Below are 24,579 nucleotides of genomic sequence, written 5' to 3'. Positions count from 1 at the left end.
CAATGACCAAGAAGATCGCGATCGACCTGCTGGATGACGGCGGCAACGCGCTGTACGTCAGCGAGCGGAAGATCTATCCGCGCGACGTACAGGGCGGTTTCCAGACCTGGCGCAAGCTGGCCGTGGTGCTGCTGCTGGGCATGTTCTACGTGTTCCCGTGGCTGCGCTGGGACGGCCGCCAGGCCGTGCTGTTCGACCTGCCCGCACGCAAGTTCTACGTGTTCGGCCTGAACTTCTGGCCGCAGGATTTCGTGTTCCTGGCGATGCTGCTGATCATCGCCGGCCTCTGCCTGTTCTTCTTCACCGCACTGGCCGGCCGCCTGTGGTGCGGCTACGCCTGCCCGCAGACGGTGTGGACCGAAGTCTTCCTGTGGATGGAGCAGTGGACCGAAGGCGACCGCAACGCACGCATGAAGCTCGACGCGGGCCCGTGGAACCGCAACAAGCTGGTGCGCAAGGGCGGCAAGCACGCGCTGTGGCTGGTGTTCGCGCTGTGGACGGGCTTCACGTTCGTCGGCTTCTTCACGCCGATCACCGACCTCGCCGCACGCACGCCCTTCGTCGGCCAGGCGCCGGGCTGGGGCGGATGGGAAACCTTCTGGGTGCTGTTCTACGCGCTGGCCACCTGGGGCAACGCCGGCTTCCTGCGCGAGCAGGTCTGCAAGTACATGTGCCCCTATGCGCGCTTCCAGAGCGCGATGTTCGACCGCAACACGCTGATCATCGCCTACGACCCCATGCGCGGCGAACCGCGCGGTCCACGCAAGCGCGGCCTGCAGAGCGTGCTCGAACGCGCGCGCGGCCTGCTCGACGTGAAGACCGCCTACGACTACGTGGTCCGCGCCGCCCACTTCGGCACCGACACCGCCATGCAGGCGGCCGGCACCACCGCCGTCACCGACGTGGGCCTGAAGGTCGAACCGCTGCCGAAGTTCGCGCCGGATGAACTGGGCGACTGCATCGACTGCACGATCTGCGTGCAGGTCTGCCCCACGGGCATCGACATCCGCAACGGCCTGCAGTACGAGTGCATCGCCTGCGGCGCCTGCATCGACGCCTGCGACCAGGTGATGGACAAGATGGGCTATCCGCACGGCCTCATCCGCTACGCCACGCAGAACGCCATCGACGGCAAGCCCACGCGTGTGCTGCGCGCCCGCGTCTGGGTGTACGGCGCGCTGCTGCTGGCGCTGTGCCTGGCCTGGGCCTGGGGCGTGGCGAACCGCAGCCCGCTGATCGCGGAAGTGTTGCGCGACCGCAATGCGCTGTATCGCCAGACCGACGACAATCGGGTCGAGAACAGCTATACCCTCAAGCTCGTGAACAAGGACACCGCACCGCACACCTTCCGCATCACCCTGCAGGCGCCGGCCGGCATCGTGCTGCGCGACGGCGAACTGACGGTGCAGGCGCAGGCCGAGCAGGTTTCCAATCTGCCGATCGTGGTGTCCGCGCCGCAGGACGTGCGCGGAAAGCAGACCATCACCTTCCGCGTCCAGCGCACCGATGGCGCCGCGCAGACGGATGTTCCCTCCACCTTCTTCGGGCCGATGTGATGGATGAGCGTCGCTCCATGCGAAACCCGGTGCTCTGGCTGGTGATCGGCCTGCCGATCGCCTCCATCGTCGCGGGCGTCGGGCTGGTGGTGATTGCCCTGGAAAGCGGCAGCACCGACGCGGTCATCGACACCGTGGAACGCACCGCGCAGATCCAGGTCACCGAACTCGCGCCCGATGCACGCGCGCAGGAGCTCAAGTTGTCGGCCGTGTTGCGCGTGGACCGCAAGAACGTCGAACTGCTGCCGGTGGACGGCGGCTTCGGCCAAGGCGCGGTGGGTCGCGATCGTCCGCTGACGCTCACGCTCTCCCATCCCACCGAAGCCACGCAGGACCGCACGCTGCAGCTGCAGCCATCCGAGCTGGGCTGGCGCGCGCCGGTGCAATTGCCGCTCGATCACGACTGGCTGCTGCAACTGACCCCGTCGGACGGTTCCTGGCGTCTGCGTGGACGCCTGCATGCCGGCCAGCTCGCCGCCTACCTGGGGCCCTCGCTGGCCAAGGAGTGAGCGTGTCCGTCGCCGCCTCCGCGACCGGTTCCGTCGTCACCGCACGTGCGGATTGCCTGCATTGCGGCGCACCGCTTCCCGATGACGCCGTGGTCGGTGCGAAGGGCGCGTTCTGCTGCACCGGATGCGCCGCGGCCGCCGAGTGGATCCGCGAGGCCGCGCTGGGCGACTACTACCAGCTGCGCACCGTGCCGGCCGGCCGCGTCGACGCGGGCGGCGCTGACTTCTCCGCGTGGGATCGCGATGTCGTGCTCGCCGAGCACAGTCGCGTCATTCCCGGCGGCCGCGAGATCACCGTGCTCACCGACGCCATGCGGTGCGCCGCGTGTGCGTGGCTGATCGACCGCGCCTTGCGCCGCCATCCCGGCGTGCTCGATGCCGGTGCCAACGCGGTGACCGGACGCATCGTGATCGCGTGGGATCCGGCGAAGGTCGCGCTGTCGGGCCTCATGTCGCGCCTGAGCGCGCTGGGCTACCGCCCGTGGCTGGCCACGGGCGAGGCGCGCGAGCAGGCGCGCCGCCGCGACCGCCGGCGCTGGCTGTTGCGACTGGGCGTTGCGGGTCTGGGTGCGCTCCAGGCGATGATGTTCGCCGAGGCGCTGTACCTGGACAGCGCGCAGCAGATGCCCACCGCTACCCGCGATTTCTTCCGCTGGATCACCTTCCTGGTATCCACGCCGGTGGTGTTCTATTCCGGCTGGCCATTCCTGGAAGGCATGTGGAACGAGTTGCGCGGGCGGCGCCTGGGCATGGACACGCTGATCGCCAGTTCCACCCTGCTCGCCTACTTCGCCAGCCTGGTCGAAACCCTGCGCGGTGGCGCGCACGTCTGGTACGACGCGGCGGTGATGTTCGTGCTGCTGTTGCTGGTGGCGCGCATGTTCGAACAGCGCGCGCGCGGCGTCGCCAGTGCCCAGGTCGATGCACTGGCGCGTGCGCGGCCCGCGCTGGCCACGCGCGAGGCGCGCGACGGACAGCCGGAGCAGGTTCCGGTCGGCGAGCTCGCCGTGGGCGACGTGGTGCGCGTGGCCACGGGTGAGGCCGTGCCCGCGGACGGCGTGCTGCTCGATCAGTCTTCTTCGTTCGACGAAGCGCTCATCACCGGCGAATCCGCCCCCGTGCGGCGGGATCCCGGCGAAGGCGCACTGGCCGGCAGCGTCTGCCGCGAACAGGCCGCGCGCCTGCGCGTGACGCGCGTGGGTGCGGACACCCGCCTGTCCGAACTCACCCGCCTGGTGGAACATGCGCAGGGTACGCGCCCGCAGCTGGCGCGCATCGCCGAACGCGTGTCCGCGGCATTCCTGGTCGTACTGGTGCTGTGCGCCGTGGCCACGTTCGCGTGGTGGCGCATGCACGAGCCCGCGCGCGCATTCGAAGTGACACTCGCGCTGCTGGTGGTGAGCTGCCCATGCGCGCTGTCGCTGGCGATCCCCACCGCGCTCACGGTGGCGCACGGCGCGCTGGCCCGCATGGGCGTGCTCGGGCTGCGTGGCGACGCGCTGGCGACACTGGCGCGCGTCGACCGCGTCATCCTCGACAAGACCGGCACCCTCAGCAACGGGCGCCCGCAACTGGATTCGGTCGAGGCGTTCGACGGCTTCGATACCGACACCGCGCTCGCGATCGCTGCGGCGCTGGAGCGCGAGAGCGGCCATCCGCTGGCGCAGGCATTCATCGACGTCGCTTCGCCTCACGTGGCGCAGGAAGTGCGTGCCGTGGCCGGCATGGGCATCGAGGGTCGCGTGGATGGCGAGCACTGGCGCCTGGGCCGCGCGGACTTCGCCGCGGATGGGCGGGACGACGGCGCGCTCTGGCTGGGTCGCAACAGTCGCGCGGTGTCGCGCTTCGGCGTGCGCGAAACCCTGCGCGACGGTGCGCGCGACGCCGTCGCCGGATTGCGAGAGGCCGGCATCGCGGTGGAGCTGTGCAGCGGTGATGCGCCTGTAGCCGTGGCACGCTTCGCCCGGCAGGTCGGCATCGACGACGTGCACGCGCGCCAGACGCCGGAACAGAAGCTCGCGCTCGTTCGCGAACGCCAGTCGCGCGGCGAGGTGGTGGCCATGGTCGGCGACGGCCTGAACGATGCGCCGGTGCTCGCCGGCGCCGATGTGTCGCTGGCGATGGCCGAAGGCGCCGCGCTGGCCCAGCGCGCTGCGGACTTCGTGGTCACCAGCCCCTCGCTGCTGCGCGTTCCGCAGGCCATCGCCCTGGCCCGGCGCACGCAAGCTGTGGTGCGGCAGAACCTGGCCTGGGCGCTGGGTTACAACGTGCTTGCCATTCCGCTGGCCGCGACCGGTCACGTCACACCGTGGATCGCGGCACTGGGCATGGCGGGCTCGTCGCTGCTGGTGACGCTCAACGCGCTGCGTCTTGGACGCAGCGCTTCGACTGCGAGGCATCGCGCATGAACATCCTCCTTCTCCTCGTTCCCATCAGCATCGTGCTGCTCGGCATCGCCATCGGCGCCTTCGTCTGGGCCGTGCGCAAGGGACAGTTCGACGATCTGGACACGCCGGCGATCGACATCCTGCGCGACGATCCGCTCCCGCTTCCGAAGCAGTCGCAGCCGCAGTCGCCGGACGACCATGCCGATTGACTGGCTCACGCTGGGCGCGGCCTCACTGAGCGGCCTGCTGGGCGGCGCGCATTGCGCAGCGATGTGCGGCGGTATCGCCAGTACGTTTTCCGCGAACGCGCGCACCTCGATCGCGCCCGCGGTGGAAGCCAACCTCGGACGCATCGGCGGTTACGTCATCGCCGGCGCGATCGCGGGCGGGCTGGGCCACGGCATCGTCGGCGTGGCACGCGTGGAAGGCCTGGCGACGGGACTGCGCATGCTGGTCGGCGCGGTGCTCATCGTCGTCGCGTTGCGCCTGTTCGATCGCAAGAATCGACTGGGCTTTCTGGGTGGGCCCGGTTCGCGCTTCTGGCAGGCCCTGCGCCCGCTTCAGCAGCGACTGCTGCCTGCCGACACGCGAGCCAAACGCCTCGGCCTGGCCATGCTCTGGGGCTGGTTGCCCTGCGGCCTGAGCACGACCCTGCTCGCCGCCGCCTGGTTGCAGGCGAGCGCATGGCACGGCGCACTGACGATGGCGGCCTTCGGCCTGGGCACGTTGCCGGTGATGTTGCCGCTCACCTGGAGCGGTGCGCGTTTCGGGCGCTGGCTGCAGACACGCTGGCGCCATGCCGGCGCGGCGCTGGTGATGATGGCGGGCGTGACCACGATCGCTGCACCGTGGCTGATGCAGGTTCCCGCGATGCATTCGGTGCTGGGCGCGCTGGGCTGCGTGACGCCGCCAGCCTGACACCACGCGCGTTGGAGATGAACCTCAGCGCGACCTGCGTGCGCGGGCCGGCGCCTCGTCCGCATCGACGCCATGCGCCAGGCGCACCAGCTCTTCCGGATCGAGGATCTCGACGCGGCGACCGTGCACGGCGATGACGTTGTCTTCCTGCAGGCGCGTGAAGCCGCGGCTGACGGTTTCCAGAGCGAGTCCGAGGTAACGCGCGATGTCCTCGCGGCTCATCGGCAGCTTGAAGGCCACCGGCGACTGGCCGATCTGACGGAAACGCTCGCCCAAGCCGTGCAGGAACAGCGCGATGCGCTCGTTGGCCTGGCGACGCACCAGCATTTCCATGTGGTCGTGGTCGCGGTTGAGGCTGTGGCCGATCACGCGCAGCAGCTGCTGCTGCAGGCTCGGCAGCTGCGCCGCGATCACGGTGAGCTGGTCGAACGGCACGTCGCACACGTTCGCGTTGCCCAGCGCGATGGCCTCGCAGCGGTGCGCGCCTTCGCCCAGGGCATCCAGTCCGATGAGTTCGCCCGGCAGGTGGAAGCCCACCACCTGTTCCTCGCCGTCCTCGCTGATGGTGACGGTCTTGAAGGCGCCATCGCGGGCGACGTAGACGGCCGCGAGCGGGTCGCCGATGCGGAACAGGCGTTCGCCACGCTCGATGGTGCGCCGGCGACGGACGATCTCGTCCAGCCGATCCAGTTCGTGCGCAGTGATGCCTGCCGGAAGGCAGAGCTGCTGCAACGAACATTGGGAGCAACTGCGGCGCAACCGCGCCAAGTCGAGGGGAGCGGAATCGTTCATCTGGGCCTATTGTCGCATGCGGCACCGCCATTTTCGCGACACGGCGCACACTGCAGGGCCGCAGGAAAGCGAAAGGCGGCCGAAGCCGCCTTTCGCGCCACACCACCCGTAGTCCGCCCTCTGACGGGGCTCGCGCGGCGCCCGGTCGGCAGGCCGATGCCGGTGTCGCGATGCCACAGTGCACCGCCGAGGATGAACGAATGCCGCCGTGCGGACCGCACGTCGACGCGGCATTCAGCCTCGCTCACGCGTCAGCGATTGCCGTCACCGCCGTACGACGGCGACTGCGTCGTGATTTCCGGCGGGCGCATCTGCTTGCTGGCCGCTTCCTGCCGCTCCCGCAGCTGGCGAACGCTCATGCACGAGCGCGTGACGCGGTTGGAGCCGGGCGTGCGGAGGCGTTCGCACACCAGACGCTCGTCGGCCGCTTCGCTCACGACGCCGTCGAGCCACGCGATCTCGCCCGCGGCCTGGGTGCGCTGCTGCGCGTCCAGCTCGGCGTAGGTCCGACCGCGCAGCGATTCCAGCAGCGCCGATTGCCGCTGCATGAATTCCTTGCGCTTGTCCGGCGTCAGTTCGCTGAATCCACGCGCGCCCGTTTCCGCATCGCGGCGCACGCGCTCCTGCTTGGAAATGACCTCACCGACGTCGAACGCGTCGTTGGCGGAGGCCGAAAGGGGGATGAGAACGCCGGCCAGGACGGCGGCCAGCAACAGTTTCCTTGCGATCACGTGCATGACTCCTTTGCATGTCTTGGATTGAATCGGAGCGCGCCATACCCCACGCGGCGGCCGACCCCCGATCTTAGGAAGCCCGCGGAGCGCAGCACGCGGGCATGACCTTGCCGCCAGATTCGGCAAATTACCACGGGCCTTATCGCCGGCGACACGTTCCGCTCGCGGGACGCAGCATCCCCGGAATCCGGGCTTTGTTCCGCATCGCGCGCGCCCATCTCTTTCACGCAGCGATGGCTGTCCAGGCACTCCGCCAGGGCCCATCGCACGACGCAGCCGCTCCCTCCCCCCTTTCGCGCGGCGTGTCGATGCAGGAGTCAAAGCACAAATGAGCAAGAACAAGATGCTGTCCACTGCCCTGGTTGCCGTCATTGCCGGTGCCGCCGCGTTCGGCGCGCAGGCCGCGGAGAAGGGTTTCTACGCTGGCGCCGGCGTCGGCCAGTCGTTCGTCGACGAGCGCAATTACGACGACGAGGACACCGCGTTCTCGGTGTTCGGCGGCTACCAGTTCAACCGCTACTTCGGTCTGGAAGCGGGCTACGCCGACTTCGGCAAGCTCGAGCCGCGCGGCACTGGCCCCGAGCTCGAAGCCAGTTCGGTCTATCTCACCGCCGTCGGCACCGTTCCGTTCACCGACCGCTTCTCCGGTTACGCGAAGGCCGGCTTCCAGCGTTGGGACCTCGATACCGCGATCCCCTCGCTCGTCGGCAACAATGACGACAACGGCACCGACCCCACCTACGGCGTGGGCCTGCAGTACCGTTTCACCGACAGCCTCGCGCTGCGCGGCGAGTACAGCCGCTTCGAGGTCAAGGACACGGATCTGGATCTCGCCCAGCTGCAGGTGCGTTACGACTTCTGATCGCAACCGCGACGCAGTGACGTGAACAAGGGCCGCCGGTGCAGACCGGCGGCCCTTTCGTTTTCCGCGCTCCCTGCACGCCGATGGCGCGCCGCCGCATGACGCGCATGCGTGGACTCGGGCACGCTCGGCCTCCAGGCCACGCCGGGAGTCGCCTCATTGGACATGCGCACGCCGCGGCCCCCGGGGCCGCCGACCACGGTTCGCGCTGTCGGCCGATGGCAGATCGTCGGGCTGTCGATCAACGACGTCATCGGTAGCGGCATCTATCTGCTGCCCGCTGCCGCCGCCGCGCTGCTGGGGCCCGCGAGCCTGTGGGCGGTGCTGCTGGCGGGCCTGGCGGTGAGCCTGCTGGTGCTGTGCTACGCGCAGGCCGCGAGCTACTTCGACGCACCCGGCGGCGGCTATCTGTACGCACGCGAGGCGTTCGGCCCCCTGGTGGGGTTCGAAGTCGGCTGGATGCTGCTGCTCACGCGCATCGCCACCGCCGCAGCGCTGAGCAACGGCCTGGCCGAGGCGGTCACGCATTTCTGGCCCGGCGCCGACACCGGCTGGGGCCGCATTGCCATCGTCACCGTATCGCTCGGCGCGCTGGTCGCGGTGAACGTGGCCGGCGTGCGCGCCGCGGCACAGACCGGCGCGCTGCTTGCGATCGGCAAGCTCGTGCCGTTGCTGCTGTTCGTGGCGATCGGTGCGTTCCATGTCGACACCTCGCTCGCTTCGCCGGACAACTCGGCGCTGTCCGCGCGCCCCCTGGGCGAGGCTGCGTTGCTGTTGCTGTTCGCCTACGCAGGCTTCGAGAACCTGCCCGCCGCCGCGGGCGAGTACCGCAACCCGCGCCGCGACGTGCCGTTCGCGCTGTTGACCATGATCACGACGGTGACGCTGGTGTACGTCAGCGTGCAATGGGTGGCCCTGGGCACACTGCCGGGGCTGGCATCGTCTTCCACGCCGCTGGCCGACGCGGCCTCGCGTTTCAGCGGCGAGACGCTCGCGCTGCTGATGACCGTGGGTGCCTCGATCTCCATCCTGGGCACCAGCAGCAACACGGTGATGATGGCGCCGCGCTACCTGCTCGCCCTCGCCAGCGACGGCTACGGGCCGCGCTCGCTGGCCGCCATCCATCCCCGCTTCCGCACGCCGGTGGTCGCGATCCTCGTCATCGGCGCGATCTCGCTGGTGCTGGCGCTTTCGGGCTCGTTCGTGCAGCTGGCGTTGTTGTCGGTGGTATCGCGCCTGTGCACGTACCTGGGCACCGCGGGCTCGGTGCTGGTGCTGCGCCATCGCCACGGCGATCGCGAAGGTGCGCTGCGGCTGCCCGGTGGGCCGCTCATCCCGATCGCCGCGATCGTGCTGAGCCTGGGTTTGCTGGCGAGTGCCAGCGTTGCCAACCTGGCTGCCGCCGCCGTCGCGCTGCTGATCGGTGCGGTGATCCACCGCTTCCGGCGCGCCCCCAGGTGAGTCTCAGGGCGACGGCGGTGGCGGTGGCGGCGGTGGTGGCATTTCCATCAGTTGCTGTTGCAGATCGAACAGGATCGACGCATCGCCCGGCAACCACTGCTCTTCCTCGGTGCCCAGGTAGTGGCGATGGAACGCGCGCAGCGCAGCCGCCGGGTCACGAAGGTCGTAGCCCACCAGACGCAGCGCCGCCCATCCATCGAACCCCGCGGGCGGTTCGGCGCGCGGCTCCCGTGGCCACAGGCCGTAGCCGGCGTCGGCCAGTCGTTTCCACGGAAACAGACCACTGGGATCCTGCTTGCGCGTGGGCGCGATGTCGCCGTGGCCCACGACGAGGTGACGCGGGATGTCCAGACGCCCGGTGATGTCGTCCAGCAGCTTCAGCAGTGCCGTGATCTGCGCATCGCTGAACGGCTCCACGCCGTCGTTGTCCAGCTCTATGCCGATGGACGCCGAGTTGATGTCGGTCACCCCGCCCCAGCGCGAGGCACCCGCGTGCCATGCGCGATCGCTTTCGGCGACCAGCTGGTACAGGCCGCCATCGTCGCGTATCAGGTAGTGCGCGCTGACCCGGCCGGTGGAATTGCGCGTCTGCAGCGTGAGCAGCGCGGCCTCGGCGCTCTCCATCTCGGTCTGGTGCACCACGATCATCACCGCACTGCGCTCATTGTGGTTGAGCGAAGGGCGCCATTCCGCCTTCGGTTCGCGCGGTGGCGCACTGGCGCAGGCGCCGAGCAGCAGCGCTGCGATGAGGACGGTGGCCCGGGTGAAACCTCGCGTCATGTGCGTGCTCCGGAGATCGCATGCGTCCGCACGCGGTGCGTTGCGGCGTCGGGTTCGAGGAAGTGCAGCAGTGCCAGCGCTTCGGCCTCCAGCGCATCGCGCGTGGCGGCATCGAAGCGTTCGTACGGCTGCAGCTGCAGCGTGGCCTGGTTGCGTTCGCGCGTCCAGGTCCAGCCGGCGCGCGCGAAGCCGTCGACCAGCACCGCGCGGGGGCGTCGCCCGTTGGCGGTCTGGTTGAAGCGGCGCGCATGCGCAGCCGGCACGATGCGCGAGCGGTCTTCATGCGACAACAGGACATTGTCGAACTCGGGCAGGAACCGCACCGGCGCCGGCGTATCGGCGCGCGGGCGCGGTGCGTCGGGCAGGTCGAACAGTTCGCGCCCGTCTTCGAGGAGGAACACCTTCAGTCGGGGTCGCAACGCCTCCAGTCGCGCTGCGATGCCGGGCAATCCCGACCACATGCGCAGGTCGCCGGCGGTGACCGGACCGATCGCCGCGATGCCTTGGAGCAGCAACGTGTCCAGGTCGGACATTTCGAGCGGACGTTGCAGCCACCGGTCGGCGGGCACGAAGCGTGGCGGTCGCGACCAGCCCCATCGTTCGTCACCGGGCACCATCGCCAACGGCACACGCGTGCGCACCCAGTGCCCCAGCGCCGACCTGTCCGCCTTCGGAAAGTGCACCTGCAGCGCCTCGCCCAGCGCCTGGGCGCTCATCGGCGCCCGTTCCAGCAGCGCGCGAGCCAGCTGCTCCGCGCGCGCTTCATCGAAGCCGTCTCCGATCGAGCGCCAGCGCGTGGCGGTGAGTTCCCGATCGATGACCGGTTGCAACCGCGTGCGGAACGCGACGTAGTCGTCGGCCGACACGAGATGGATCGTCGCGCGCAGCCAGGTGCCGCGCACGATCTCGCCATTGCGAGCGGCTTCGTGCAGTTGTTGGCCACGGAATCCCGACAGGCGCGACCAAAGGGCCACGAACGGGTCCTTGGGCTCCTGCGATTGCAATCCACCGAAGGCGTGCAATGCCGGTGCGATGCCCCGGCGTTGCCGTTTCAGCAGCCCTTGCCGCGCCAGCAGTGCTCGGTTGAGATCGCGTGGACCTGGACGACGGGGTGGCATGAATGCGCGGCACCGGTCATGGACGGCAGCGCGCATTGTTCCACACGCCCGTCCGGCACATTCACCACGACCGCGCAAGGCTCAGCTGGGAAAGAGATAGTCCTTCTTGCCCAGCGGCACACCGGCCTTGCGCAGGATCGCGTAGCACGTGGTGGTGTGGAAGAAGAAGTTGGGCAGCATGAAGTCGCTGAGGTAGGCCGGGCCTTCGAAGTGCAGGTCACCCCAGGTGCGCGTGGCCAGCGTGATCGAGCGCGATTCGCTGCCGTCCAGCTGCTCCGGCGTGAAGGTGGCGATGTACTCGATGGCGCGGTCGATGCGCGCGTACAGCTGCGCGAACGTGGTCTCGTCGTCCTCGAACTTGAGTGCCTCCACCGCGGCCAGGCGCGCGACGCCGTTCTTCGCGGTGTCGGTGGCGATCTGCACGTTGCGCACCAGCGGCAACATGTCCTCGATCAGGCGCGACTGCAGCAGCTGGTCTGCCGCAATGCCGTTGTCGATCGCATGCTTCTCTCCCACCTGCAACACATGGTGAAGGTTGCGCAGCGCGCGCAGCACGGTGGGGATCATGATCTGGTACGTGGTCAGGGCCATGGGCATCGGGCGGCAGTGGTCGGGCCGTCAGCGTAGCGTCACCGTCGCACGGCGATTAGCCATCGCATCAGGGAAGCGCCGTCCCGTGCGCGGGCCAATGCCTCTCGCGCGGTGCCGGCCCACTGGCCGGCACCCGCGATCGCTCAGGACAACCAGCCACGCGCCGCGGCACGGCGCGCATACGACAACAGGAACCACGCGATCGCCACCAGCACGATCGGCAACACGAGGCCCGACGGTCCCATCGCGGACCACGCCGGCGTGAGCAGGAACGTGCCCAGGCACTGCGCCACCAGGCCGACCAGGGAAACCAGGAAGAACGTGGCCGCCCAGCGCTTCCTCAGCAGCAGGCCGATACCGCCGAGCACACCACCGAAGACGGCAACCGCATAGGCCACCTGCACCCAGTCCGGCAGGGCCTCGCGGACCTGCCGCGTTTCCGGTGGCATGGCGGCGATCTGCTCCGGTGTCGCCATGAACTGCATGCAGAACATCGCCACGCCCAGCAGATTCCACAACAGCGCGAACACTGCGATCAGCCAGTAGCTGGCGGGACGCGAAGCGGCCACAGTCGTCATGAGGCGGTCTCCCCTCCGGGCGCGATTGCCCGTCGTCAGCCTAAGTCGATGCGGCGGCGCGTCATGCCGCGCGCCGACCGGCGGCGTCACGAATGGCGGATGGCGTGGCCGCCGAACTCGCCGCGCATGGCGGCCAGCAGCTTGTCCGCGAAGGAGTCGCCCTCGCGCGAACGCAGGCGCTCCAGCAACGACAGCGTGATCACCGGCGCGGAGACATCCAGCGCGATGGCTTCGGCCACGGTCCAACGCCCCTCGCCGGAGTCGGCCACGAACGGTGCGATGCCGTCCAGCGTGGGATTGCGTTGCAGCGCGTTGGCGCTGAGGTCGAGCAGCCACGAACGCACGACGCTGCCGTGGCGCCAGATCTCGGCGATGCGCGCCACGTCCAGGCCGAACTCGTGCTTGCGCTCCATGATGGCGAAGCCCTCGGCGTAGGCCTGCATCATTCCGTACTCGATGCCGTTGTGGACCATCTTGGTGAAGTGGCCCGCACCGCTGGGACCCACGCGGCCCCAGCCGCGATCGGGCGCCGGCGCCAGTGCTTCGAACACTGGACGAAGCCGTTCCACCGCGGCTTCGTCGCCGCCCACCATCAGGCTGTAGCCTTCCGCCAGGCCCCACACACCGCCGCTGGTGCCGCAATCGACGTAGGCGATGCCGTCCACGGCCAGTTCCTTCGCACGGCGCACGGTGTCCTGGTAGTACGAATTTCCGCCGTCGATCACCACATCGCCGGCGGCCAGCCGCGGACGCAGTTCGGCCAGCGTGCGATCCACCGTCTCGCCCGCGGGCACCATCAGCCAGATCGCGCGCGGCGCGGCCAGTGCATCCACCAGTTCGTCAAGACTGCCGACCGCATCGATGCCGCGCTGCGAGGCCTGTTCGCGCGCCTGCGGCCCGGGATCGAAACCCACCACGCGGTGTCCGTGCTGCACCAGGCGTTGCGCCATGTTGGCGCCCATCCGCCCCAGTCCGACCATGCCCAGTTCCATGCCACCGCTCCGGTACGCCGTTGACGATGCGCACAGCATGGCGCAAGCGTGCGCGCACTTCACCCCCGGCGCGCGATGCGAAGGCGACGTGAACGCCTCAGCGTTCGCAGCGGGCGAAGCGCGCCTTCATGCCGTTGGCGCCGACGACCGCCAGCGCGGCCGGAACGAAGTCCTGCAACGGAACGTGCAGGCCCTTGGCGTCTTCGAACACGTACAGCGAGAAATCATCGCCGATGAACTCCACGCGATAGCCCTCCGGCACGGGCGACGTCGGCGCGGCGCCGAAGCTGGTGTACGAATCCATGCGTGCCGGCGTGCGCAGGGTGCGCGTGCCGTGCGCGATCTCCAGTCCTTCGGCGGAAATGCGCACGCGGGGCGCGGAGACATCGCCGCAGGCGGGCGAATAGGTGCCGCCGTACTGCTTGAGCGAATCCGGGCGCAGGTCCTGCGCCATCGCGACGCCGCAGGCGCAGACCATCACCATCAACCACCACCGCATTGAACGGCTGCGCATGACCGGCCTCCGATGCGTGCCCGCTGCCTTGGGCAACGCGGGCGGCGACGCGCGCCGGCCAGCGCGCGTGGTCAGTGCGTCGAAGCAGACGGCGTGGTTGCTACCGGCGCGCCGAGGGCGCGCTCCAGGCGTTCCTGTTCCAGCACGGCGAGGTATTCCTCCAGCGTGTGGCCCAGGCCCTCGGCTTCGCGGCTGGCCGCAGTGAGCAACGGGGGCGAAGCTTCCAGGCGCAGGTCGCGATCGGCGCTGGCCTGCACGGCAACCACGTGCTTGAGCATCGCCAGGGCCATCGCGGCGCTTTCGCTGCGCGCGACCACCTGCCCACCCAGCACCAGCAACCACTCGCCGTCGCGCCAGCCCACGCCGCCGACGGCGGTGTCGTTCTCGTCGAGTAGCTGGGCGTGCGGCTGCAATGAAGCCCCCAGGCGGCGGATCGGCCGGGCCGGCTCCTTCTTCTTGCGCGCGTCGCGCTTGACCTTGGAATTGCGTGACATGGTGCCTGCCTGCGGACGCGTCGAACGGAATGGCATTTTAGGACGGCTGCGGCCGCGCGCGCGCGTTCAGGGCGTCAGCGGGGCCATCACCTTCAGCTCGCGCAGGTTGTAGCCCTTCGCCGCGGCGCGCGCCTTCAGGCGCTGGAACAACGCATGGTTCATGCGCGGCGAGCGCGAGAGCACCCAAAGATGCTCGCGGTCCGGTCCGCCCACCACCGCCCAGCGGTACTCCGGGTCCAGGTCGATCACCCAGTAGTCGGCCCATACCAGCGGCAGCCATGAGAGCCAGTCCGGCGCGAAGCGCACCTCCAGCTGTCCCGCCTCGCCAGCGACGGGGCGCGCGATGCCCTGCGACACATCCATCGTTCCATCCTTGATCCGGCACGCATTGCGCACACCCACGGTGCCGTCGGTGCGCGGCGTATAGGTCGCGGTGATATCCGCCACGCAGTGGCGCTGGAAGAACATCGGAAGATGTGCGATCTCGTACCACTGCCCGGCATAGCGCTGCAGGTCCAGCTGCGCGACCGATGCGTTCTCGTCGCCGCCCGCCCGCACGGGCGCGCAGCCCATCAGCAGCAGCAACGCGAACATCGGCCATCGCGGCATGAAACTCTCCCGGCGGCACCCGCAACATCGGATGCAGGCAGGTTGGCCGTGGCAACGTCGCGGTCGCGTGATCGGTCAGGTAACCGGATCGGCGGCGAGTCGGCCGCTATAGGCGAACAGCGTTCCCAGCAGCGGCCACGACACCGACACCTCGAACACATAGCCACCGGCGTCATCGATGCGCTTGCCCGCCTGCACGCGCGGCAGTACCGCCAGCGGCACGCGCAGCCCATGCAGCCATGCTCTGCGCGTGCACCATCGCCAACCGCCGCTGGCGGTGTCCACCGACAGCGCCAGGCGCAACGGGCCCGTCGTTTCCAGCCAATGGCCATCGGGCCACGCACCCACGGGCACGAAGCGCGAGAGCATCGTCTTCGTGCCACCGAAGGTTCGGTGCCAATGCAACACCTCGTTATCGGCGTGCAGGTCGACGCGAAGTTCCGTCGTGCACGCCCGGTCCGGCGCGCCCATGCGCCGCGCGAGGCGACGCCCGATCCATCCGGAAAGTCCCGCACCGAATGTCACGACCACCTCGCCGCGCAGCACGCTACCGCGACGGTGCAGTTCGCGCAGCCGCGGATGCAATGTGTCGAACCCTTCGCCGAACCACCGTTCCACCGCGTGCATGTCGCCCCCCCGACGCCCCCGCCACAGTGTGGCAGAGGCGCGGGTGTTCAGGCCTGCGGTGCGGCCTCGTCGACGCGGTAATGCACCACGGTCGGTTCGAACTCGAGCAGGAAGGCGTCGTCTTCCGGGTAGTAGCGCGCGCGTTGCACATCGGTGCCTGCGAAGGCCTCGATCGCGTGCAGGCTGTCCCAATGCGTGAGCACCAGGAAGTGCGCCACCCGACCTTCCACGCGGTGCATCAGGCTGACCGAGCGGTTGCCCGGCGTGCGGCGATAGTCCGGCACCGCACGGTCGCGCAGGAAGGCCAGATATGCCTCCGCCTGCTCGGCCAGCGTGATGCCATGCCACAGCCGGGCGATCATGACCGCGCTCAGCGGAACGGCGACAGCGCGGTGGCGCCGCACACCATCGACACAGCGTGACTGTGGAAGGTCGCGCACACGCCACGACGTTCGCGCCTGGGCTCCGGCGCCTGCGTCGCCGCCACTTCTTCCACGCGCTCGCCTTGCGCCTGTTCGTCCGACAGCGACAGCGCCAGCGCGGGGTCCTGGATATAGCCCTGCTGGAACAGCAATCCGGTGTAGATATTCACGGCCGACTCCCTTTGCCACTTGAGGTGGAATGAAAGTTAGGCCGTTCCTGAGCGTTGAAAAAGCGATGCTTTGGCAAGGCTTCGTTGAATCCAGCTCAAGGCTAGAAGCGCCTGCCGGCGCGCGCCTCAGCCGCAGGCGCGCAGGCAGTCTTCGATGAGGCCGCGCTGATTCGCCTCGCTCATTCCAGGGTGAATCCGATCTTGATGGTCACCTGCCAGTGCGCGATCTTGCCGTCCTCGACGTGTCCGCGCACGTCCTGCACATGGAACCACTTGATGTTGCGGACCGTCTCGGATGCGCGTTCGATGGCGCGGCGGATCGCGTCGTCGCTGCTGCTCTTCGAGGAACCGGTCAGTTCGAGTGACTTGTAGACGTGCTCGCTCATGGGACTCTCCCGGGGAAATGGACACCGCTGGACATCGCGCGCCGATGGATCATAGACCCCGCCCATAAGTGCGATGTGATGCCGTTTCGCCGCCGCCCGTCGCCGCCATCGCGACGGCCATCGACTTGCCGCATCGCACGCCGCGGCGGCGGCGTAGGCTGGTCGCAGGGGAATCCGTGCCCGGGGGCACGACATGTGGACTTTCATGACCGGCGCGCTCGCCTGGTCCGTCGCGTTCGCGGCGGCCACCGGTGCGCCGCCGAACGCGTGGACGGCGGTCGCACCGCCCGCGAACGAACGCGAATGGACCTGCGCCAACCAATCGCAATACGACTGGACCGTGCGCACCGGTACGCACGGTGAGCTGTTGTTCGCCAGCGATGCCTCGCGCCATCCGGATCTCGCCATGGCCCTGCCCGGGGGCGGTCGCCTGGTGGGCAGCAACCGCGGTGAGTTCGTGGGCACGGTGGAATGGGTGTCGGACTCGGGTCGCGAACGGGTGGAGCTGTTGCGCGCCAACGCCATCGCCTTCACGCAGTTCCGCGGCGACGTCTACATCGCGACGGGACAGCCGCAACTCGACCGTGGCGAGATCTACCGCATGCAGCGTCAGGGCGCGACGCGCTGGCAGATCGACAAGGCACTCGACCTGGGCGAGGCGCCGGGTGCTGCCGTGGCCCAGGACAGCACGTGGACACTGGTGACGGGCACCGGCATGACGCAGGTGGACCTGCGCACGCTGGCGGCCACGCGACTGCACACCAACCGGCATTGGGGCCAGGTGTATCCCGCCTCGCTGGTGCGCCGTCAGGGGCGCTGGTACATCGGTGCGCGCAGTGCCGTGATCCGGCTGTCCCCATCCACCAAGGCCTGGCGCGAGGAGTGGATGGTTCCGCCGATGTGCGCTAAGCCCTCGACCGGCTGCGGCTGCCAGGCCTGAGCCCACACCTCAGCCGTGCGAGGGCGCCGTTTCCGGTGTTCCCGCCACCACACGCACCGGTTCCACCGGTGAAGAGCCCGGTGCCGGCGCACGCGGCGTCGGCAGGTGCGATGGTGCGGCTTCCGGCAACGTCGAGTCGTTCTCCGTGTTGAGCACCACGATGCTGATGCGGCGGTTGATCGCCGCGCGCGGATCGGTCCTGTCGAACGGCACCGATGCCGCCAGGCCGACCACGCGCGACACGCGCACCTCTTCCAGCCCACCTTCCACCAGCGCACGACGCGCGGCATTGGCGCGCTCGGCCGACAGTTCCCAGTTGCCGTAACCGCCCAGCGCGTGGAACGGCATCTCGTCGGTGTGTCCGCTCAGCGCGATGCTGTGGTGGCCATCGTTGAGCAGCTTGCCCAGCTCGCCCAGCAGTTTGTGCGCGTAGTCCTTCAGGCGTGCGCTGGCCGAGTCGAACATCGGTCGGTTAAGGCGATCGACGATCTGGATGCGCAGCCCTTCCGGCGTGAGGTCGATCATCAACTGGTCCTTGAACGGCGCCAGCGCCTGGCTGCGTTCGACCGCTTCCTCCAGCGTGCGCTTGAGCGCGTCCAGTCGCCTTTTTTCTTCTTCGCGCGCCGCCTGTTTGGCGGCCTGCGGCGTGATCTTCATCGGTTCGCGCGCGCCGAACTCCGCGCCGTGGCCGCCCGCGACCGCCACGGCGCTGGTCGTGGGAATGAGACGGTCGGCCGCGCCGCCCGGCCCGTTGGCGCCCGGCGCGGGTTTCAGCGAGCGGCCCGGCACGGCACTGGGGTTCTTGAAGTATTCGGAGATCGCGGCGCGTTGCTGCTTGTCGGTGATGCCAACCAGCCACATCACCAGGAAGAACGCCATCATCGCGGTGACGAAATCCGCGTACGCCACTTTCCAGGCGCCGCCGTGATGGCCGGCCACGACCCGCTTGACCGGGCGCAGGATGATCAGCGGGCGTTCGCGGTTGGCGGCCATGTCAGCGCTTGTTGGCCCGCAGGTGGGCGTCGAGGTCGCTGAAGGCCGGGCGCATGTCGGAGAACAGCAGCTTGCGCGCGAACTCCACCGCCACGCTCGGCGAGTAGCCGCGCAGACTGGACACCAGCGCCATCTTGATGATTTCGAACGCCTTGGCTTCTTCCTGTGCGTGGTGGTGCATCGCCGTCGCCAGCGGGCCGACGAAGCCGTAGCCCAGCAGGATGCCCAGGAACGTGCCGACCAGCGCGCCGGCCACATGCTTGCCGATCTCCGCCGCTTCGCCGCCGATCGAAGCCATGGTGATCACGATGCCCAGCACGGCCGCGACGATGCCGAAGCCCGGCAACGAATCGGCCAGCACCTGCAGCGCATGCGAAGGCTCGTTGGCTTCCTTCGTGTGCGTCTCCAGCTCGATGTCCAGCACCTGTTCGAGCTCGTGCGGCTCGAAGTTGCCGCTGACCATCAGGCGCAGGCAGTCGGTGGTGAACTCCATCAGGCGCGTGTCCGCCTGCAGCTTCGGATAACGCGAGAACAGCTCGCTGGAGGCGGGGTCGTCCACGTCGCGCTCGATGGCCATCATGCCCTCGCGGCGCGCCTTCATCAGCACGTCGTAGAGCATCGCCAGGATGTCGACGTAGTCGCTCTTCTTGTAATGGGCGCCCTTCAGCAGGCGCGGGATGCCGCCCACGCAGGCCTTCACGACCTTGATCGGGTTGGCCACCAGGAACGCGCCGAACGCGGCGCCGCCGATGATGAGCAGCTCGTACGGCTGCCACAGTGCGCCGATCTTCCCGTGCGACAGCACGAATCCGCCGAGCACGCTGCCGAGCACGACGATGAAGCCGATGATGATGAACATGTGGGGGTCCCGATATACGTACGGGATATCGGCAGCGCCCCGGGAACATTGAGGCACTGCAACATGGACCCCACCGGGGTCGTTCAGACCGGATGGCTGCGGAACATCAGCACCAGCTGCGCCACGCGCCAGGAGAACACCACATAGGTCAGCGCCAGCAGCCACTGCAGCAGGCGCGGAGCGTTCAGGCGCGTGAGCAGGCGCAGCCCGTCCAGGAAGTTGAGCACCAGCAGTGCCAGTCCGACCAGCGCCACCAGGTTGCCGATGATGAAGGCATCCATGGCCAGCGCGATCTTCCGCGAACCATGGCTGGCCTCCAGCCCGGCCGCGATGATCAACGTCGCCACGACCAGGTTGCGCGCGTGCTCGAAGACCAGCTTCAGACCACCGCGTTCGAACAAGGCGTCCGAGACGAACCGGCGCCATTGGCGCATGCGCTCGATCATGGCATCACCTCAATGGAACAACAGCACCATCACCGCACCCCACGTGGTCAGGAACACGTGCGCGACCGGAACGGCGCCGGAGTAGCCCAGCACGGCGATGGAACTTCCGGACTTCTCCTGCAGCACGGACAGCGCGGTGGTGGAGGTCTGCCCGCCGCAGATCGCCCCCAGCAACAGCACCGGATGCAGGCGCAGCACCTTGCGCCCGAACCACAGCGCCAGCAGCGGCGGCGTCAGCGTCACGATCGCACCGCCCAGCGGCAGCGCGATGCCCGATGCGCGCACCGCGGAAACGAAATGCGGGCCCGCGCCAAGCCCCACCATCGCTGCGAAGCTGCCCAGGCCGAAGACCTGCATCAGCTTTACCGCACCGTCGGGAATGCGGCCGAACGACGGGCGCCGCGCACGCAACTGACCGGTCACGATGCCCGCCAGCAACACGCCGACACTCGTGCCCAGGCTCAGCGTGATGCGCCCCACCGGCACCGCCAGAACCACGCCCGCCAGGCCGCCGATGAACACCGCCAGGCCGACCACCCCGAAATCGGTGGTGTCGGTGGGAAGGATCACCTCGCCCAGTCCTGCCGCCGCGCGCAGCACCGCGCGCTCGTGCCCGACCAGCAGCAACCGGTCGCCGCGCTGGATCGTCGTGCGCGCACCGATCGGAATTTCCTGGCCGCGCCGCAGGATGCGACGCAGGAACACCGCGCGCATCTCGTCCGAGATAGCGATCTGCTCCAGCGTCGCACCCACCCAGCGCGTCTTCGACACGAACACCTCGTGGGACGCGATCGGAATCTCCAGCAGTTCGCGGTCCTCGACTTCCACGGCACGCTCGCCGATCACGTTGACCAGCACTTCGCGCCGGCCGGCGATGGCCAGCAGGTCGCCGGCCTCGATGGCCATGCCCGGCACGGGCTCCATCAGTTCACCGTTGCGGCGGATGCGGTGCACGAACAGGCGCGAGTCGGCGACGAGCCGTTCGGCTTCCTCGACGCGACGCCCCTCGATCGCCGCACCTGCTGGCACGCGGTAGGCACGCGTCTCGAATGGCTGCCACGCGGCCTGCACGCCCTGGCTGCGACGGGCGATTCCGTACTCGGACTCCAGCTCGCGCGAGGCGCTGCGCAGATCGATGCCCAGCAGGCGCGGCCCGATGGCGGTGCACATCAGGATCAGGCCGATCGCGCCGAACAGGTAGCACAGCGTTCCGGCGACGCCGACATGCGCCAGCAGCACATCGCGCGTCGCGTCGTCCATGGGCAATGCATGCAGCGCTTCGGTCGCGGTGCCCATCGCCGGCGACTGTGTCAGCGCGCCACTGAGCATGCCCGCCGCCAGGCCCGCATCCAGCGATGCAGCGCGCGCCACGGCCCACGCCGTCGCCAGGCCCACCACGGGCATGAACACGCCCAGCGCAGCCAGCCGCCAGCCCAGTCCCTTCATCGCGGTGAAACTGGGCCCGACCTCATAGCCGATGCCGAACAGGAACAACAGGAACGCCAGCGACTTGGCCGCTGCCGACACCGGAACCGCGAACCACGCGCCAAGCACCAGTCCGACGAGGAGCGAACCGGCGACGCCGCCCAGCACGAAGCCGCGAAAGCGTACCCGGCCCAGCCAGAATCCCAGGCCCAGCACGAGGTAGATGCCCAGTTCCGGGTAGCGCGACAGCACCTGCGCGAACCACGCCATGCCGGTTGTAACCGCGTCAGAGCTTCGGCGGATCGTAGAAGATCATGATGCGCACGTCCTCGAGATCGGAATCGGCGGGATCGCTCTGCGACACGCGTGCGTATCGCATCCGCACCAGCAGGCCCTTCAGGAAGCCATCCGGGATCGCCCACTGGAAGTTGAGGTCGTATTCGTTCTTGGCGTACTCGGTCGGCGACTGCGGATCGCTGCCATCCACGTACAGCGCGTAGACGCTTGCGCCCTTGATCGCCTTGAACGTGTAGCCCGCGCGCAGCAGCCACGCGGACTCGCCGTCGCGGTTGAAGTCCTCGACCTGCACGCTGGTGTAGCCGGGGTAGCCGCTCCACGGGTTCTGCATGTTGGTGTCGCCGCCAGCGCGCGTGTAGGCGGTGGTGAACAGCGCGCCGCCGTAGGACAGCTCCGCCTTCGCGCCCCACTGGTCGGAGGAGAAATCCGTGCCGCGCAGCAGTTCGTCGCCGGTGCTGGTCTGGTCGGAATACTGCGCCGCCAACGCCAGCTTCCACTTGTCGTTCAGGGCGATGCCGTACCGTGCCTCGGTGTAGAAGATGTTGATGATGTCGTTGCTGTAGTAGTCGATGGCACCGATCTGGAAATCGCCGGTCTTGAAGTTGGCGCCCAGCGCGTAGACGCCGCGTTCCACGCCGTCGGGCGCGCCCGCATCCTCCGCCATGGACACGAACTCGTCCGAGTTGCGCTCCTTGATCTCGTCGAAGTAGCCGCCACCCACGCGCCATTCCGGCCGACCGTCATCGCCGCCATACAGACCCTGCACCGCGATCGCCTGGAACGTGTTGGGCGTCATCCGGACATCGTTGCGGTTGATGTAGGGCGTGTCGAAGCCGCGACGCCCGATGGTCAGCCGTGTGTCCTGGTTGAGCAGGAACTCGCCGTAAACCTCGCCCAGCACGGTGTAGCCTTCCTGGCCCGGCTTCAGCAGCGTCGTGCCGTCCTTGTCCTCGGGGCCGTAGAGTTTCTGCGAGGTATAGCCGGTCGCTCCGAAGGCAAAGCGTTCGCGGAAGTAGCCCGTCTTGAAGCCGAGCGATCCGCCCAGCGCCCAGGCCTCGCTCTCGCTGTTGTCGTACTTGTCGCGTCCCAGGTAGAACGAGCGCGCCTGCAGGTCCCATTTGGTGTCCTGGAACGCCTTGCGCCGCGTTTCGCGTACCCACGCGGCGTGATCGCGCGGCGCGAAGGCTTCGCCGAGCGGCGTCTGGCCCTGCTCGACGGAGGTAGGCACCTGCTCGACGTCGTCGACTTCCACTTCCGGCGCGGGCACAGGCGCAGGCGCGGCGACCTGTGCATGCGCCTGCATGGGGGCGAGGGCGGCGGCAAGGGCAAGTGCCAACAGGCCGGTGGCCAGGGCCGGCACGCGTGCCGGCCACCCGAGTTCCCATCGAACAGCATTCATGTCGCCTCCTTTCCCGCTACTGCGACAGGACCATCGCGAAGTAGCCGAACACCGTGTACAGCACGCCGGAGATGGCATAGCCCACCGGGAAGCCCACCCACGGCACCGTACTGCCGATCTCCTTGGCCGCCTCGCGTGCCGGGCCGGAGTGCGAGCGCGAGCCCGCCACGCCGCCCATCAGCACGGCCGGATTGATCTTGAAGAAGTGATATCCGATGGCCCAGGTGATGAAGGGTGGGATCGTGCTGGCCACGAAGCCGGCGAGGAAGATCTTCAGCGCGATGGAACCGGTGAGCTGCTCCAGCAGCGTCGCGCCGGCGTTGATGCCGACGATGGCGATGAAGGTCACCAGGCCGAGGTCTTCGAGGATGTTGCGAGCCGCATTCGGCGTGCTGCCGAAGTAGCGCAGGCGCGACACGATCGACGAGACGAAGATGCCCGACAGCAGCAGGCCGCCGGCATTGCCCAGGCCCACGGAGAAGTCGCCCACCGGCACGTTGATCTTGCCGATCAGCAGACCCAGCACCATGCCGGCCGACAGCGTGAGCAGGTCGGTCGACGTGCTCGGCCGCGCGATCTTGCCCAGCAGGCCGGCCGCCTTGTCCACGGCGCCCTTGAGGCCGGTGACGAACAGCACGTCCAGACGCTTGAGTTCGGTTTCCGCGCCGACCGGGATCGGCTCGCCGGAACGCTCCAGGCGCGTCACCTGCAACTGGCCCGCGAAATCCTCGGCGGCCAGCGTGCGCAGCGGCTTGCCCACGAACTCCTTTTCCGTCACCAGGATCTCGGCCTGATCCAGCGGCACGTTCAGCGCCTTCGGATCGTCGATCTCGACACCGAGCAACCCGAGGTTGGCGGTCAGGTCCTCGAGCTTGCCGCCCAGGGCGATCACGTCGCCGCGCTGCAGCACCAGGTCGGGTGCCGCCCCGAGGGAATCCTCGCCGCGCCGCACGTTGACGATGCGGTACTGCGGGTACGTCTTGCGGAACTGCGCGATGCTCTGCCCCGCCGTCTGCGCGTTGTCCAGCCGGTACGCACGCAGGCCACCGCCGCGATAGCCGGTCAGCGCGGCGTCATCGACATTGCGCACGCCGTGCTCCTGTTCGTACTCCAGGGCGGCCTTGCGCGCATCCACGCCCCACCAGCGCGGCAGGTACTTGCAGATCAGGATGATGCCGACCGTGCCCCAGATGTAGGTCACGCCGTAACCCAGCGCGATCATGCCCGACACCTGTTCGGCGGTGGTTCCTGCAGGCACTTTGTACGCGCCCTGCTCCATCGCCATCTCGGCGGTGCCGATGGCGGCGGACATCGTCTGCGAACCGGCCAGCACGCCACCCGCGGAACCCGGCGGCAGAGCGAGCCACTTCGACATGAGCACCACCAGCCCCAGGCCGAGGAACGAACAGATCACCGCCAGGATGGTGAAGGTGATGCCGTCCTTCTTCAGCGCGTTGAAGAACGCCGGGCCCACGCGCAGGCCAACGCCGTACATGAAGAGGTAGTAGAAGAGCGACTTGGCGAAGTTGTCCAGCTGCAGCTTCACGCCATAGGTCGAGGCCCAGGTTGCCAGCGCCGCGCCCACCACGACAGCCGCGGCCACCATGCCAAGGCCGTATCCCTTTACCGAGAACTTGCCGACCAGTACCGCCATTCCCACGGTGAAGAACAGCAGGATGTACGGGTTGTCGGCCAGGAACTGGAAGAACGCTTGCATGAC

The 24,579-nt window shown here is 68.6% G+C and carries 28 protein-coding genes; 8 read left to right on the top strand and 20 right to left on the bottom strand.

Features of this window, described 5'->3' with window-relative positions:
- The first annotated feature begins 2 nt into the window (after positions 1-2).
- Genes QLQ15_RS06765 through QLQ15_RS06745 form a run of 5 tightly spaced genes read left to right on the top strand, consistent with a single transcriptional unit; the run spans position 3 to position 5,370 of the window.
- Complete coding sequence (locus tag QLQ15_RS06765) at positions 3-1,556, top strand: 4Fe-4S dicluster domain-containing protein (RefSeq protein WP_283212068.1); 1,554 nt, start codon at positions 3-5, stop codon at positions 1,554-1,556.
- Between the two features lie 17 nt (positions 1,557-1,573).
- Positions 1,574-2,065 (top strand): FixH family protein, encoded by a 492-nt coding sequence (locus tag QLQ15_RS06760; RefSeq protein ID WP_283212067.1) that lies wholly within the window; start codon positions 1,574-1,576, stop codon positions 2,063-2,065.
- 2 nt (positions 2,066-2,067) lie between these two features.
- Positions 2,068-4,473, top strand: coding sequence for a heavy metal translocating P-type ATPase (locus QLQ15_RS06755; RefSeq protein ID WP_283212066.1), 2,406 nt, complete (start codon positions 2,068-2,070; stop codon positions 4,471-4,473).
- Entirely contained in the window at positions 4,470-4,661 is a 192-nt protein-coding gene (gene ccoS, locus QLQ15_RS06750; protein WP_283212065.1) for a cbb3-type cytochrome oxidase assembly protein CcoS, read from the top strand. The genes QLQ15_RS06755 and ccoS overlap by 4 nt, the downstream gene beginning before the upstream one ends.
- The gene (locus QLQ15_RS06745) at positions 4,651-5,370 is read left to right on the top strand and encodes a sulfite exporter TauE/SafE family protein (protein ID WP_283212064.1); all 720 of its coding nucleotides are present in this window, start codon (positions 4,651-4,653) and stop codon (positions 5,368-5,370) included. Before ccoS ends, QLQ15_RS06745 begins: the two co-directional genes overlap by 11 nt.
- Before the next feature lie 24 nt (positions 5,371-5,394).
- Here the strand turns inward: QLQ15_RS06745 and fnr are convergent, their stop codons facing one another.
- Complete coding sequence (fnr, locus tag QLQ15_RS06740) at positions 5,395-6,162, bottom strand: fumarate/nitrate reduction transcriptional regulator Fnr (RefSeq protein WP_283212063.1); 768 nt, start codon at positions 6,160-6,162, stop codon at positions 5,395-5,397.
- Between the two features lie 251 nt (positions 6,163-6,413).
- Positions 6,414-6,893 carry a hypothetical protein gene (locus tag QLQ15_RS06735; RefSeq protein WP_283212062.1) on the bottom strand — a complete coding sequence of 160 codons (480 nt, stop codon included), beginning with the start codon at positions 6,891-6,893 and terminating at the stop codon, positions 6,414-6,416.
- Positions 6,894-7,224: 331 nt separating this feature from the next.
- Between QLQ15_RS06735 and QLQ15_RS06730 the strand changes: the two genes are divergently transcribed.
- The gene (locus tag QLQ15_RS06730) at positions 7,225-7,758 is read left to right on the top strand and encodes an outer membrane beta-barrel protein (RefSeq protein WP_283212061.1); all 534 of its coding nucleotides are present in this window, start codon (positions 7,225-7,227) and stop codon (positions 7,756-7,758) included.
- A 165-nt stretch (positions 7,759-7,923) separates the two neighbouring features.
- Positions 7,924-9,219 carry an APC family permease gene (locus tag QLQ15_RS06725; protein WP_283212060.1) on the top strand — a complete coding sequence of 432 codons (1,296 nt, stop codon included), beginning with the start codon at positions 7,924-7,926 and terminating at the stop codon, positions 9,217-9,219.
- Between the two features lie 3 nt (positions 9,220-9,222).
- On the opposite strand, the gene QLQ15_RS06720 is transcribed toward QLQ15_RS06725, so the two are convergent.
- The 12 genes from QLQ15_RS06720 to QLQ15_RS06665 all read right to left on the bottom strand — a co-directional run bounded on the left by QLQ15_RS06720 (position 9,223) and on the right by QLQ15_RS06665 (position 16,500).
- Positions 9,223-9,999: an N-acetylmuramoyl-L-alanine amidase gene (locus tag QLQ15_RS06720; protein ID WP_283212059.1), complete on the bottom strand. Its 777-nt coding sequence runs from the start codon at positions 9,997-9,999 to the stop codon at positions 9,223-9,225.
- Positions 9,996-10,973 (bottom strand): winged helix DNA-binding domain-containing protein, encoded by a 978-nt coding sequence (locus QLQ15_RS06715; protein WP_432277783.1) that lies wholly within the window; start codon positions 10,971-10,973, stop codon positions 9,996-9,998. The genes QLQ15_RS06720 and QLQ15_RS06715 overlap by 4 nt, the downstream gene beginning before the upstream one ends.
- 225 nt (positions 10,974-11,198) lie before the next feature.
- Entirely contained in the window at positions 11,199-11,708 is a 510-nt protein-coding gene (locus QLQ15_RS06710) for a DUF1993 domain-containing protein (RefSeq protein ID WP_283212057.1), read from the bottom strand.
- Between the two features lie 143 nt (positions 11,709-11,851).
- Positions 11,852-12,286: a hypothetical protein gene (locus QLQ15_RS06705; protein WP_283212056.1), complete on the bottom strand. Its 435-nt coding sequence runs from the start codon at positions 12,284-12,286 to the stop codon at positions 11,852-11,854.
- Positions 12,287-12,372: 86 nt separating this feature from the next.
- On the bottom strand, positions 12,373-13,278 hold the full coding sequence (gene gnd, locus QLQ15_RS06700; RefSeq protein ID WP_283212055.1) for a phosphogluconate dehydrogenase (NAD(+)-dependent, decarboxylating): 906 nt from the start codon (positions 13,276-13,278) through the stop codon (positions 12,373-12,375).
- A gap of 97 nt (positions 13,279-13,375) precedes the next feature.
- Positions 13,376-13,792, bottom strand: coding sequence for a hypothetical protein (locus tag QLQ15_RS06695; protein WP_283212054.1), 417 nt, complete (start codon positions 13,790-13,792; stop codon positions 13,376-13,378).
- A 71-nt stretch (positions 13,793-13,863) separates the two neighbouring features.
- Positions 13,864-14,286 carry a hypothetical protein gene (locus tag QLQ15_RS06690; protein ID WP_283212053.1) on the bottom strand — a complete coding sequence of 141 codons (423 nt, stop codon included), beginning with the start codon at positions 14,284-14,286 and terminating at the stop codon, positions 13,864-13,866.
- 66 nt (positions 14,287-14,352) lie between these two features.
- Entirely contained in the window at positions 14,353-14,895 is a 543-nt protein-coding gene (locus QLQ15_RS06685; protein ID WP_432277782.1) for a lipocalin family protein, read from the bottom strand.
- A 75-nt stretch (positions 14,896-14,970) separates the two neighbouring features.
- The gene (locus tag QLQ15_RS06680; protein WP_283212052.1) at positions 14,971-15,522 is read right to left on the bottom strand and encodes a DUF4166 domain-containing protein; all 552 of its coding nucleotides are present in this window, start codon (positions 15,520-15,522) and stop codon (positions 14,971-14,973) included.
- 47 nt (positions 15,523-15,569) lie between these two features.
- Complete coding sequence (locus QLQ15_RS06675; protein ID WP_283212051.1) at positions 15,570-15,884, bottom strand: antibiotic biosynthesis monooxygenase; 315 nt, start codon at positions 15,882-15,884, stop codon at positions 15,570-15,572.
- 8 nt (positions 15,885-15,892) lie between these two features.
- Complete coding sequence (locus tag QLQ15_RS06670) at positions 15,893-16,114, bottom strand: hypothetical protein (RefSeq protein ID WP_283212050.1); 222 nt, start codon at positions 16,112-16,114, stop codon at positions 15,893-15,895.
- 179 nt (positions 16,115-16,293) lie between these two features.
- A complete protein-coding gene (locus QLQ15_RS06665; protein WP_283212049.1) occupies positions 16,294-16,500 on the bottom strand; it encodes a dodecin in 207 nt (68 codons plus the stop codon).
- A gap of 193 nt (positions 16,501-16,693) precedes the next feature.
- Here QLQ15_RS06665 and QLQ15_RS06660 point away from each other — a divergent pair, with 193 nt between their 5' ends.
- Complete coding sequence (locus tag QLQ15_RS06660) at positions 16,694-17,440, top strand: hypothetical protein (RefSeq protein WP_283212048.1); 747 nt, start codon at positions 16,694-16,696, stop codon at positions 17,438-17,440.
- A gap of 9 nt (positions 17,441-17,449) precedes the next feature.
- On the opposite strand, the gene motB is transcribed toward QLQ15_RS06660, so the two are convergent.
- The 6 genes from motB to QLQ15_RS06630 form a co-directional block, all read right to left on the bottom strand.
- Positions 17,450-18,433 carry a flagellar motor protein MotB gene (gene motB / locus QLQ15_RS06655; protein ID WP_283212047.1) on the bottom strand — a complete coding sequence of 328 codons (984 nt, stop codon included), beginning with the start codon at positions 18,431-18,433 and terminating at the stop codon, positions 17,450-17,452.
- 1 nt (position 18,434) lies between these two features.
- Positions 18,435-19,292 carry a flagellar motor stator protein MotA gene (gene motA / locus QLQ15_RS06650; RefSeq protein ID WP_283212046.1) on the bottom strand — a complete coding sequence of 286 codons (858 nt, stop codon included), beginning with the start codon at positions 19,290-19,292 and terminating at the stop codon, positions 18,435-18,437.
- 83 nt (positions 19,293-19,375) lie between these two features.
- On the bottom strand, positions 19,376-19,738 hold the full coding sequence (locus QLQ15_RS06645) for a hypothetical protein (RefSeq protein ID WP_283212045.1): 363 nt from the start codon (positions 19,736-19,738) through the stop codon (positions 19,376-19,378).
- 9 nt (positions 19,739-19,747) lie between these two features.
- A complete protein-coding gene (locus QLQ15_RS06640) occupies positions 19,748-21,433 on the bottom strand; it encodes an aspartate-alanine antiporter-like transporter (RefSeq protein WP_283212044.1) in 1,686 nt (561 codons plus the stop codon).
- Positions 21,434-21,449: 16 nt separating this feature from the next.
- Positions 21,450-22,859: an OprD family outer membrane porin gene (locus QLQ15_RS06635; protein WP_283212043.1), complete on the bottom strand. Its 1,410-nt coding sequence runs from the start codon at positions 22,857-22,859 to the stop codon at positions 21,450-21,452.
- 16 nt (positions 22,860-22,875) lie between these two features.
- Positions 22,876-24,576, bottom strand: coding sequence for an aspartate:alanine exchanger family transporter (locus tag QLQ15_RS06630; RefSeq protein ID WP_283212042.1), 1,701 nt, complete (start codon positions 24,574-24,576; stop codon positions 22,876-22,878).
- Between the last annotated feature and the right edge of the window lie 3 nt (positions 24,577-24,579).

It is taken from the genome of Lysobacter stagni (genome assembly GCF_030053425.1).
Lineage (GTDB): Bacteria > Pseudomonadota > Gammaproteobacteria > Xanthomonadales > Xanthomonadaceae > Lysobacter_J > Lysobacter_J stagni.
Note: the sequence above shows the minus strand (reverse complement) of the source record. Positions and strands in the feature narration are given on the sequence as shown.